At 59.5% G+C, this 12,245-nt stretch carries 10 protein-coding genes and 1 pseudogene; 2 read left to right on the forward strand and 9 right to left on the reverse strand.

All coding sequences use genetic code 11. From position 1 onward, the window contains the following. Positions 1 to 125 precede the first annotated feature (125 nt). From P9292_RS24240 to P9292_RS24260, 5 genes are all read right to left on the reverse strand, one after another. Positions 126 to 776, reverse strand: coding sequence for a response regulator transcription factor (locus tag P9292_RS24240; RefSeq protein WP_309841280.1), 651 nt, complete (start codon positions 774 to 776; stop codon positions 126 to 128). Positions 777 to 866: 90 nt separating this feature from the next. Then, positions 867 to 1,547, reverse strand: coding sequence for a response regulator transcription factor (locus P9292_RS24245; RefSeq protein ID WP_309961612.1), 681 nt, complete (start codon positions 1,545 to 1,547; stop codon positions 867 to 869). A 120-nt stretch (positions 1,548 to 1,667) separates the two neighbouring features. Further along, the gene (locus P9292_RS24250; protein ID WP_309961614.1) at positions 1,668 to 2,315 is read right to left on the reverse strand and encodes a response regulator transcription factor; all 648 of its coding nucleotides are present in this window, start codon (positions 2,313 to 2,315) and stop codon (positions 1,668 to 1,670) included. A 425-nt stretch (positions 2,316 to 2,740) separates the two neighbouring features. Next, positions 2,741 to 3,268 carry a single-stranded DNA-binding protein gene (locus P9292_RS24255; protein ID WP_309961616.1) on the reverse strand — a complete coding sequence of 176 codons (528 nt, stop codon included), beginning with the start codon at positions 3,266 to 3,268 and terminating at the stop codon, positions 2,741 to 2,743. 117 nt (positions 3,269 to 3,385) lie between these two features. After that, positions 3,386 to 4,588, reverse strand: coding sequence for an MFS transporter (locus P9292_RS24260; protein WP_309961618.1), 1,203 nt, complete (start codon positions 4,586 to 4,588; stop codon positions 3,386 to 3,388). 357 nt (positions 4,589 to 4,945) lie between these two features. Between P9292_RS24260 and uvrA the strand changes: the two genes are divergently transcribed. Further along, on the forward strand, positions 4,946 to 7,819 hold the full coding sequence (uvrA, locus tag P9292_RS24265) for an excinuclease ABC subunit UvrA (RefSeq protein WP_250462882.1): 2,874 nt from the start codon (positions 4,946 to 4,948) through the stop codon (positions 7,817 to 7,819). 103 nt (positions 7,820 to 7,922) lie between these two features. Further along, the gene (locus P9292_RS24270) at positions 7,923 to 9,011 is read left to right on the forward strand and encodes an AI-2E family transporter (protein WP_244826933.1); all 1,089 of its coding nucleotides are present in this window, start codon (positions 7,923 to 7,925) and stop codon (positions 9,009 to 9,011) included. Positions 9,012 to 9,083: 72 nt separating this feature from the next. On the opposite strand, the gene purU is transcribed toward P9292_RS24270, so the two are convergent. The 4 genes and pseudogenes from purU to P9292_RS24290 form a co-directional block, all read right to left on the reverse strand. Further along, positions 9,084 to 9,953, reverse strand: coding sequence for a formyltetrahydrofolate deformylase (gene purU, locus P9292_RS24275; protein ID WP_244826932.1), 870 nt, complete (start codon positions 9,951 to 9,953; stop codon positions 9,084 to 9,086). A gap of 24 nt (positions 9,954 to 9,977) precedes the next feature. Beyond that, positions 9,978 to 10,823, reverse strand: coding sequence for a DUF4743 domain-containing protein (locus P9292_RS24280; RefSeq protein ID WP_309961621.1), 846 nt, complete (start codon positions 10,821 to 10,823; stop codon positions 9,978 to 9,980). 233 nt (positions 10,824 to 11,056) lie between these two features. Further along, positions 11,057 to 11,671, reverse strand: coding sequence for a LysE family translocator (locus tag P9292_RS24285; RefSeq protein WP_309841275.1), 615 nt, complete (start codon positions 11,669 to 11,671; stop codon positions 11,057 to 11,059). Position 11,672: 1 nt separating this feature from the next. Then, positions 11,673 to 12,240 (reverse strand): annotated as a pseudogene (locus tag P9292_RS24290) (adenine phosphoribosyltransferase). Positions 12,241 to 12,245: the final 5 nt, after the last annotated feature.

Raw genomic sequence — 12,245 nt, forward strand, 5'->3', positions numbered from 1 at the left:
CTTGCTGTACGCTGCAACACAGGCTGTCGCAGGCGCCGTCAAATAGTAAAGTCTGATACGCATCCGTTGGCGCAGACATCGGAACCGTCTTAAATAATTCTGATGACGCCAACCGTTCACTTCAGTCAGACGAGGCCCACCTGCCTGAAATACTCGACGAGATCGGCCTCCGAACTTAGACCCAGCTTCCGCATGCCACTGCGTTTCTGGGTAGCAATGGTTTTACTGCTTCGTCCGAATCGGCTTGCAATCTCGTGCACCACCATGCCACTGGCGTACAGCCGAAACACTTCCCACTCGCGCCGGCTCAATACGCCGACACATGCGGGCATGGTTTCTGGAAGGCTGCTCAACGCATCTATGGCAAGCGGCGAGGCGAACCGTCTGCCTGCGCTGATGGCCGCAATTGCGGTTTCGAGAGACTCCAGTCCGTCGCGCTTGTCGACCACACCGTCGACGCCCATTCGTATGAGTCCCGCTAGCATTCGAGCTTGTGAAAGCATGGTGATGACGACCAGCCTCGGCCGCTCGATCCGACTCGAAAAACGCCTCAGAAATGTGATGGAACTGCTCTCACCTTCCATCCCCTGCATTCCAATGTCAGAAAAGACGAAGTCACAAGCAGTCGAATCCAGCGCTTCGGCCAGCTCTTGGGTGTCGTGCGCCGTCGCCACTACTTCGACGGCGCCGTCCCGTTCGAGATAGCTCTTGATACCCTTCACGACAATTGGGTGATCATCGGCGATGATTGCCCTCAGCGGCATTCTTGTTTTCATTGGTCTCTTTTATTTTAAAAGCCGGCATGCCCTTCTAACGAGGGCAATGCGTCTCTACGCCGGCCGATCAAAGCTGCTTATAAGCGCGCGTCAGATCAGATTCGTGTCCGCGACGAAGCGATACAAATCTGCGTCCGTGGACAGATCCAGCTTGCGCATGGCGGCGCATTTCTGAGCGCTGATGGTCTTTACGCTACGGCCCAGCTTCCTTGCGATCTCAGTCACGTTGGCACCGCGCGCATAGTTTTCAATGACTTCCATTTCCCGGCTAGTCAGTCTCTGCCGAATGAACAGAGCGTGACTTTCCGTATTTGCAATGGCCAAAGCACGGCGAATTGCCGGTCCGAGATAGGTCTCGTTGGCAATGACCGAGACGATCGCGACGTAGATGAGGTCAAGCCGGTCCTCTTTGCTGAGGAACGCGTGCGCGCCCGCGTCCAGCGCCTGCTTGATGAGCGTCGCGTTATCGGTGCGCGATAGCACGACAATATGCACATTCGGATAAGTCGCAGAAATATGCTGCACGAGTTGAACGCCGTCACCGTGGCGTCCCCCAGGCATGAAGAAGTCGACGATGGCCACGTCGCATTCGCCGCGTGCCAGACACTCGTCGAGCTGCGTGGAATCGATGCTTCGACTCACCACTTCTACATTGGGAAAATTCCCAGCCAGCCGTTCGATAGCAAGAATAACGAGCGGATGATCGTCCGCTATTGCTAACCGAATTCTCCTGGCATGCGAGAACACTTGACTTTCATTCAATGATTCCATCACTTAAAACCTTCACGCGTTGAGCGAACTCAAATTCATTCTTGACACCGATAAGAATCGGATACCGAAACATTAAAAAACATAAGATGCATCCGAATTCGAACTCACCACGCCGATAACTCAGCCGAGTCCTTGAGCGCGTACAAAAGCGAACAAACCTGGATCGTTTCTGATTCCAAGCTTGTTCATCGCATCTCGCTTCTGTCGACTGATAGTGCGTACATCGCGGTTCAACGCTTTGGCGATTTCGGTGATCGTGCGACCCTTGGCGAACAAACGAACGACTTCTTCTTCCCGGGGCGAAAGCCGCGGTTCCTCTGGTGATGACTCGGTTTCGGCGCCCGCTTCCGCTAACGCGGTAACAAAAGACCCACTGACATAACGGCGATCGATTCCCGCATGGCGCACGGCAGTCGCCACGAGTTCAATAGCCTCCGCCTTATTCACGAGTCCGATGGCACCGGCATTCAGAATAGAACGAAGAATCGCGACATTACTGACGCTCGTCAGCACGACGATTTTGATGCTTGGCCACTCTTGCCTGACTCTACGAATCAGCCGTAATCCGTCTAGCGCGTCCGGCCCCGGCTCAGGCATGGCGAAATCCGTGACAAGCACGTCACATGGCGTCTTCGCGAGTTCGACCACGAGACTGCTCGCATTATTCGCCTCACCGACGACATCGATCCCCTCGTCGGCCTTCAAAAGCGCCTTTACGCCAAGGACCACGAAAGGATGATCGTCGGCCAGCACTATGCGAAGTTTCAAAGTCGCCCCTCTAAATGATGTTGTTGATTTTTAGATTTTGGTTAGAACGCATTTATTGCTTTATGCAACCAACGAAGTCTCTCTTCTGCTACGTTGCTTAAACTCGATAAACATCGAGTAAACATCTGAACTCGATAAAAGAATGCCAAAAAGCAGCAAGTAACTAAACGTTAAAAACTCAATGAGTCAAAGTAGGACGCAAACAATCCGCGCACCATAGGATTACTCCGATTAGACTGCAATGACTCTTCGTTGGTCCGTATAAAGCCTCATATTCGCGGTTAATTAGAAGCGTAATACGGCTGCGGGAATCGCGGAGAGCCTTGAAGCGATATTTCGGAAAGCGCCTTGCCGATTTTGGTAAAAAAAAACCTCCGACAATTAATGCCGGAGGCTTAGTGTTTAAACGAATTTGTTGCGAGTCGTCAGAACGGGATATCGTCGTCCATGTCTTCAAAACCGCCGCCCGCAGGTTGGCTCGGACGGCTCGATCCGCCACTGGCTCCACCGCCCGCAGCGCGCCCGCCTGCCGGCGCGCGGCCGCCACCACCACCGCCGCCTGAACGCTCCATCGGCGCGCTGCGGCTGTAGCCGCCGTCATCGCCGCCGCCTGCTCCGCCGCGGCCACCGAGCATTTGCATCTGATCGGCAACGATCTCGGTCGAATAGCGCTCTTGCCCCGCCTGATCGGTCCACTTGCGCGTGCGAATGCGCCCTTCGATATACACCGACGAGCCCTTCTTCAAATACTCGTTCACGATCTCGGCAAGACGCCCGAAGAACGCCACGCGATGCCACTCCGTGAGTTCCTTCATCTCGCCAGACGACTTTTCCTTATAACGGTCGGTCGTCGCGAGACGAATGTTGGCCACGGCGTCGCCGCTCGGAAGGTAGCGCGTTTCCGGGTCGGCGCCCAGATTGCCTACGAGAATGACCTTGTTGACAGATGCCATGATTTCTCCGGTAAATTCCTTGCCCACTAGCAGTTATGCGACGTTATCAGTTCAACCCTCTTCCACGGAAGAGGACGGGAAACATCGCACTGCCTCAATATGATTAATACAGATTCGCTACGCCGCGCGCTCGACCCTGCGCGGCGGCGCCTTCATTTTCGACGCGACGATCAACCATGCCAGCACCAGCGCCGAACACGAGAAGAACACCGCACTCGGGCCATTCAGCTTGAGCAGCCAGCCGCCGATCACGCCACCAAGCGCGAGCCCGATAGACTGCGTCGTGTTGTACACCCCGGCGGCCGCGCCCTTGCGGGTGCCTGGCGCCAGTTTGGACACAAGCGAAGGTTGCGACGCCTCCAGCACGTTGAAGCCCAAAAAGTACACAAACAGGATCGCGGCCACAGACCATAGCGTATGGGGAGCCGCGCCTAATAACAACTGGCCGATCAGGATAAGAAAAATCGCACTCAACATGACCGCTTTCATCTTGCCGCGCTTCTCGGCGGCGATGATTGCCGGAACCATCATCACGAAAGCGAGGCCCATCACCGGAAGATAAATCTTCCAGTGCGAGGCGACCGGTAACCCGCCCGCTTCGAGAATGCGCGGCACGACGAGAAAGAGCGCGGTTTGGGTTGCGTGCAGCACCAGCACGCCGAAGTTCAGACGCAGCAACTCGACGTTGTGCAGCACCTCGGCGAATGGTGCCTTGACGTGAACCGGCGGCACGGGCGGGTCCGGCACGACCCACAGGACCACGCCGACCGCGACGATCGACAGCACGCCGATCACCGTGAACAAGCCGCTCATGCCGACCCAGTGGAACAGGATCGGTGCGCCAACGATAGCGACCGCGAACGAGACGCCGATGCTCGCGCCGACCATCGCCATGGCCTTGGTGCGATTTTCTTCTTCAGTCAGATCGGCGATGAACGCGATCACCGCCGACGACACCGCGCCCATGCCCTGAATCACACGTCCGGCGATGATCCACGCCATGGAGTGCCCCGCCGCCGCCACGAAGCTGCCGAGCGCGAACACGAGCAGGCCGAATGCGATCACGGGTTTGCGGCCCAGCTTGTCCGAAATCCAGCCATAGAAGATATACAGCATGGACTGCGTGACGCCGTAAGCGCCGAGCGCTATGCCGACGAGAAACACGTCATCGCCGCCAGGGATGGTTTTCGCGTAAATGGAAAACACCGGCATGATCATGAAGAGGCCGAGCATGCGCAGCGCAAAGATCGCGGCGAGCGACACGGTTGCGCGCAATTCCGGCGCGGACAAACGTGTGGACGTGGCAGACGGATTGGACATCAGGAACGGAAATGGGTGAGGGTCGCGACTGGCCTGACGCGTGGGAGCGCGGCGCGGCCGCCTTGTTCTGGCTCGAAACGGCACTATATGCGACACACGGCTGCTCGCGCGCCGCACGACCTGCGGCCATTAACGCGAAGGCGCCTGGGAAACGGAAAAGCCGTTGGAAAGCCGCCGAGAAGCCTTGAGAGCCCCTGAGAGCCCCTGAGAGCCTTTTGGCACGGGCGCCGCACCCTGCAAAAGTCGTTATAGTAGCAGGTTTAGCCCCCTTACTTTGTCGTCCGGTAGTCGCAGGAAACCCCGCGCCACGACCTAAAAGACGCCCGAAAGACCCCCGAAAGAACCCGGAAGAGACTCGTGGAAGAAATTCGTATTCGTGGGGCTCGCACCCACAATTTGAAGAACGTCAATCTCGACTTGCCGCGTCACAAGCTGATTGTGATTACGGGGTTGTCCGGGTCGGGCAAGTCGTCGCTCGCATTCGATACGCTTTACGCCGAAGGTCAGCGCCGCTATGTCGAGAGCCTCTCGGCGTACGCGCGGCAATTTCTGCAGCTGATGGAAAAGCCCGATGTCGATCTGATCGAAGGCCTCTCACCGGCCATTTCGATCGAACAAAAAGCCACCTCGCATAATCCGCGTTCGACGGTCGGCACCGTCACCGAGATTCACGATTATCTGCGTCTGCTGTTTGCGCGCGTCGGCACACCTTATTGCCCCGATCATCTGATTCCGCTCGAAGCGCAAAGCGTCTCGCAGATGGTCGATGCCGCGCTCGCGCTGCCCGAGGAAACCAAGCTGATGATCCTCGCGCCCGTCGTCGTGGATCGCAAGGGCGAGCACGTCGAGCTATTCGAAGAGATGCAGGCGCAGGGCTTTATCCGCTTTCGCATTCGTTCGGGCGGCGGCACGGCGAACGAAGGCGTCGCGAAAATCTATGAAGTGGACTCGCTACCGAAGCTCAAGAAGAACGACAAGCACACCATAGACGTGGTGATCGACCGGCTTAAAGTGCGTCCGGACATGAAGCAGCGCCTGGCGGAATCGTTCGAGACCGCGCTGCGTCTCGCCGATGGCCGCGCGATCGCGCTCGAAATGGATACCGAGAACGAAAAGCTCTTCAGCTCGAAGTTCGCGTGCCCGATCTGTTCGTACTCGCTGCCGGAACTGGAGCCGCGCCTTTTCTCGTTCAACAATCCGATGGGCGCGTGCCCGGAATGCGACGGCTTGGGCCAGATCACGTTTTTCGATCCGAAGCGCGTGGTCGCGCATCCTTCGCTCTCGCTCGCGGCGGGCGCGGTGAAGGGCTGGGACCGGCGCAATCAGTTCTATTTCCAGATGCTGCAAAGTCTCGCGGCGTTCTACGAATACGACATCGACGCGCCGTTCGAGGAACTGCCGGAAAAGGTGCGCAAGACGCTTTTGTACGGTTCGGGCAAGCAGGTCATTCCGTTCTCGTACATCAACGAGCGCGGGCGCGCTTCGGTGAGAGAGCACGCATTCGAAGGCATTCTGCCGAATCTGGAGCGTCGTTATCGCGAAACGGACTCGGCCGCCGTGCGCGAGGAACTGGCGAAGTATCAGAACAATCAGGCGTGCCCGGCCTGCGAGGGCACGCGTCTGCGCCGCGAGGCGCGTTTCGTCAAAGTCGGTTCCGGCGATGACGCTCGCGGCATCTACGAAGTCAGCGGCTGGCCGTTGCGCGATACGCTCGGCTACTTCCAGACGCTACGGCTCGACGGCGCGAAAGGTGAGATCGCGGACAAGGTGGTCAAGGAAATCGTCGCGCGGCTGTCGTTCCTGAATAACGTCGGGCTCGATTACCTGTCGCTCGAACGCAGCGCCGAAACGCTCTCGGGCGGCGAGGCGCAGCGCATCCGGCTCGCGTCGCAGATCGGCTCGGGCTTGACCGGGGTGATGTACGTGCTCGATGAGCCGTCCATCGGCCTGCATCAGCGCGACAACGACCGGCTCATCGCCACGCTCAAGCATCTGCGCGATATCGGCAACTCGGTGATCGTGGTCGAGCATGACGAAGACATGATCCGCATGGCCGATTACGTCGTCGACATGGGGCCGGGCGCGGGCGTGCATGGCGGCGTGATCGTCGCGCAAGGCACGCCGAATCAGGTGCAGAAAGACCCGAATTCGATCACGGGACAGTATTTGTCGGGCAAGCGGACTATCGGTTATCCGTCCGAGCGGACCGCGCCGGACGAGCGGCAGCTTCGTATTGTCGAGGCGTATGGCAATAATCTGAAGCGCGTGACGCTCGATTTGCCCGTCGGGCTTCTGACTTGCGTGACCGGCGTCTCGGGTTCGGGCAAGTCCACGCTCATCAACGACACGTTGCAACACGCGGTTGCCCAACATTTGTACGGATCATCGACCGAGCCCGCGCCGTATGAGTCCATCGAAGGTCTCGAACACTTCGACAAAGTGATCGCCGTCGATCAATCACCGATCGGCCGCACGCCGCGCTCGAACCCGGCCACTTATACCGGACTGTTCACGCCCATCCGCGAACTCTTCGCCGGCGTGCCGGCCGCGAAGGAGCGCGGTTACGATCCCGGCCGTTTTTCGTTCAACGTGAAGGGCGGACGCTGCGAGGCGTGTCAGGGCGATGGCGTCATCAAGGTCGAGATGCATTTTCTGCCGGATGTCTATGTGCCCTGCGACGTGTGCCACGGCAAGCGCTACAACCGCGAAACGCTCGACATTCAGTACAAGGGCAAGAACATCAGCGAAGTGCTCAACCTCACGGTGGAAGCCGCGCACGAGTTCTTCAAGCCGGTGCCGGTCGTCGCGCGCAAGCTGAAGACGCTGCTGGAAGTGGGCCTCGGTTATATCCGGCTCGGCCAGTCGGCGACCACGCTTTCGGGTGGCGAGGCACAGCGCGTCAAGCTTTCGCTGGAACTGAGCAAGCGCGACACCGGTCGGACTCTTTATATCCTCGATGAACCGACGACCGGTCTGCACTTCCACGACATCGCGCTTCTGCTCGAAGTGATCCACCGTCTGCGAGATCAGGGCAACACGGTCGTGATCATCGAGCATAATCTCGACGTGATCAAAACGGCGGATTGGGTCATCGACCTCGGTCCGGAAGGCGGCGCGGGCGGCGGCCAGATCATCGCTCAGGGAACACCCGAGCAGGTCGCGAAATCGAAAGCGAGCTTTACGGGCAGATATCTGGCACCCTTGCTGCAACGGCCCAAGTCGGCGGCGTAGCATGGTTGCGGCGCGCCACTTGCGCCGCGCGCCATAGCCGTTCGAAATGCGCCGCGATACGCGGCACGAATAACCGTCGCAAGCAGGGAAAAGGAACGCAGTCATGGCGAAGCGCAACGAAGCGGCCAACGAGGAGCGACGCATACGGGATCTCCCCGCGCGCCCCGTCAGGCTGACGAGCGACATGAGCATGCCGAAGTTGTCCGCCGTGGAGATCGGCAGCTATCTGGCGGCGTTCGCGGGTATGTACCTGGTTTTGCAGCTGAAGTTGCTGGGCGGACTGCTCGCCGGCATGCTGGTGTTCCAACTGGTTCACATGATCGCGCCCGTGATCGAGCGGCACGTCATGAGCCGCGGCGCGCGGCTGGTGTCCGTCGTCATCATCTCCACGATCATCATCGGCGGGCTCACGTTCGCGACGATAGCCATCATCGAGCACTTCCAGCAAGACGTGCCGAGCCTGCAAAAATTGCTGGATCAGTTGATGAGCATCACGTCGCACGCAAGGCTGCGCGTGCCGGATTGGATCGCCAATTACCTCCCAGTCGATGCCGATCAGATGAAAGACCGCGCCGCCGACCTCATGCACAAGCACGCCGAGCAATTGCAGCAAGGCGGCAAGGAAATGGCGCGCGGCTTCGGGCATATTCTGATCGGCATGATCATTGGCGCGATCATCGCGGTCGGAGCGCCGAAGCAGGCGCATCGGTTGCCGTTATCCACCGCGCTCGTCACGCGCGTGTCGCGCTTCTCGGATGCCTTCCGCCGCATCGTCTTCGCGCAGATCAAGATTTCGGCGATCAACGCGGTTTTCACCGCGCTGTATTTGCTGGTCGCGTTGCCGCTCTTTCACGAGCGTTTGCCGCTGTCGAAGACACTCGTGCTGATCACGTTCATCGTCGGTCTGCTGCCGGTAATCGGCAATCTCATTTCCAACACCATCATTGTCGGGATTTCATTGTCGGTTTCGTTCGGCACGGCGGTGGCGTCGCTCGGCTTTCTCATCGTCATTCACAAGCTCGAGTATTTCCTGAACGCGCGCATCATCGGCGGGCAGATCGAGGCGCGCGCGTGGGAACTGCTGCTCGCCATGCTCGCGATGGAAGCCGCGTTCGGTCTTCCGGGCGTAATCGCCGCGCCGATTTTCTACGCGTATATCAAGCGCGAACTGATTTATTTGCGGCTCGTCTGAAGCGTGCATCGACATAAAAAAACCCCGCTGAATCTTTGAATTCAGCGGGGTTTCTCGTTTTGACGGCGATGCTTACCGGAACACCACCGTCTTGCTCCCATTCAGCACGACGCGATGCTCCACATGCCACTTCACCGCGCGCGCGAGCGTCACGCATTCGACATCGCGGCCAATGGCGGTCAGTTGATCCGGCGTCATGTTGTGATCGACGCGCTCTACTTCCTGCTCGATGATCGGCCCTTCGTCGAGGTCGGACGTCACGTAATGGGCGGTCGCGCCGATCAGCTTCACGCCGCGATCGAACGCCTGATAGTACGGCTTCGCGCCCTTGAAGCTCGGCAGGAACGAGTGATGAATGTTGATCGCGCGGCCCGCGAGCTTGTCGCACATTTCGGTGGAGAGAATCTGCATGTAGCGCGCGAGCACGACGAGGTCTGTATCGTTCTGGTCGATGATCTCCATCACGCGCGCTTCCTGCGCGGCCTTCGCCTGCGGCGTGCCGTTGAGAAGCGGCAGATGATGGAACGGAATGTCGTAGCTCGCGGCAAGCTGATAAAAATCCTTGTGATTCGACACGATAGCCGCGATGTCGATCTGCAACTGGCCCGTGCGATAACGGAACAACAGATCGTTCAGACAGTGGCCGATCTTCGACACCATGATGACCACGCGCGGCTTCACCGATGCATCATGCAACTCCCAGCGCATGCCGAACGTGTCGGCCAGTTCGCCGAACGACGTGCGCAGCGCATCGAGGCCGGGATCGCCGCCGACTTCCTGAAAATGCACGCGCATGAAGAACTCGCCGGTGTGGCTGTCGCCGAACTGCGCCGAGTCCAGAATGTTCGCGCCGAGATTGAACAGAAACCCGGAAACGGCATGCACGATTCCCGGACGGTCCGGGCACGACAACTTCAGGATGAAACTATGTTCGGTCGACATGACCCGGTTACTCCTTAATCATTGTTAGAGCGATGGCGGCGTGTAGAGCGCGGCGATGCCTTCGCACGCTTCCTCGTCGATCCAGCGGTGGCGCAGCAGGCAATCGAGGGTGGCGAGCGTGGCATCGACGGTGAATTCGCCTTCCTCTATCCAGCGCGCGACATCCTCGATGCGCGCCAGGCGATGTTCGCCGACTTCGCCGTCCTGATTTTGCGGCGTGAAGTCGTCCGGAAGCTCGATGTCGTAGACGAAAAGCTGCTCGGCCTGCGTGCCTTCGGGAATCATCTGCAGCACGTGGAGCGTGCCGCCGGGCGTGGCCGTCGACGCGAGTTCGGCCGGCATGCCCGCTTCTTCCCAGCATTCCTTCGCGAGCGTCGGCTCGATATCCATACCCCAGCCGATGCCGCCCGCGACCACGTTGTCGAGCCTGCCGGGATCGACGGACTTGGTATCGCTGCGGCGCGCGATCCACAACCGCGGCGCGCCATCGCGATATTTTACGATGCCGTTCAGATGCACCGCATAAGTCATCGTGCCGAAGAAGCGCGAGGCCGCGCGTTCGATGAACGCGAGCGGCGCTGCTTGGAAGTCGTTGCGAATCGCGTAGGTTTCGTTGCGCCAGCCGGGAATCTTGCCCTGCTGAGCGAGCGTGTCGATGACATCGTGAAGCGCGGCCGTGCGCGCATCGACGTCGTTCAGCGATGGATGCAGCCGCACCGCGGTTGCATCGACTACGAAGATGTTCGGCCAGCGCGTGAGCGATGCGACATCGAAAGCGCGGATCCAGCCGACGCGCTCCTCGCCGATCAGAAAAGGCACATGCAGGGTGGCGTCGAAATGGCGGGCAGCGGCGATCGAAGGCAGGGACATGAAGGCTCCGGCAGGCTCGGCGGCCCGTGAAAGGCCGAAAATTGTAGCGCGGCCAATTGAATCGAAGGCTGGGCTTTTGCGCTCGCGGCTTGAGCGTTGGTGAGCGTTGGTGAGCGTTGGTGAGCGCTCGTGAGCGTTCGGTGAGCGTTGGTGAGCGCTCGTGAGCGTTCGGTGAGCGCTGGTGAGCGCTGGTGAGTGTTCGTGGCGTTCGTGAGCGTTCGAAAGCGCCCGCCTCAATCTTTCAACGCGACGCGAATCCCGAGCGCGATGAACGTCACGCCAGCCAGACGATCCAGCCACAAGCCCACGCGCGGACGGCGCTTGAGCCACGAACCGATCATGCCCGCGCCGATGCCGAAGAGCGAGAACACCACGACCGTTTGCAGCATGAACGCGCCGCCAAGTTCGAACATCTGCAGCATCACGCTTTGCGCGCCGTGCGGATCGACGAATTGTGGCAGGAACACGATAAAGAACAGCGTGACTTTCGGATTGAGCATGTTGCCGATCACGCTCTGCCGGAACACGGTCGAAAGCGGTTGGCTCGCGCGTTCATGCGCGGTCGCGATGCCACGGCTGCGCAAAGCCTTGATGCCGATCCACACGAGATAAGCCGCGCCCGCAAGCTTCACGGCCTCGAACGCCATCGGCGACGAGCGCAAGAGCGCCGCAATGCCGAGCGCCGCGAGCGTCGTGTGAAAGATCACGCCGCACGCAAAGCCGAGCGCCGCCACGATGCCCGCAAGCCGTCCTTGCGAGATGCCGCGCGCAAGCACTTGCAGATTGTCCGGCCCCGGCGCGACGGTAATCGCCACCGATGCGGCAAGAAAGAGGAGGAAATTCGGCATCTCAATGCCCCGCGAATTCACAAACGGTGTAAAGCGGCACGCCGCTTTCACGCAGCAGTTTCGAGCCGCCCAAATCCGGCAAGTCGATGATCGCCGCCGCTTCCACCACTTCCGCACCGAGCCGGTCCAGCAGAACCTTGCCTGCCATCATGGTGCCGCCGGTCGCGACCAGATCGTCGACGAGCACGATGCGATCGCCCGGTTTGCACGCGTCTTCGTGAATCTCGACGGTCGCGCTGCCATATTCGAGCTCGTAGGACTGTGAGAGCGTCTTGTACGGGAGCTTGCCTTTCTTGCGGATCGGCACGAAACCCAGGCTCAGTTCGTACGCGAGAATCGGCCCGATGATGAAACCGCGCGCATCGAGACCGGCGATCGAATCGAGTTTTGCATCGATATAACGCTGCACGAACAGGTCGATCAACGTGCGCAGCGCGCGCCGGTCCTGCAAGACGGGCGTGATGTCGCGAAACTGCACGCCTGGCCTGCGGCCAGTTTTCGACGGTGCGCACGCGCTCCTTGATGAAACGCGCGGCGTCCGGCGTGACGTTCGTAGGGGTAAAGGACATGACTT

This window comes from Caballeronia sp. LZ001 (assembly GCF_031450875.1).
In the GTDB taxonomy this organism is placed as follows: Bacteria; Pseudomonadota; Gammaproteobacteria; order Burkholderiales; family Burkholderiaceae; genus Caballeronia.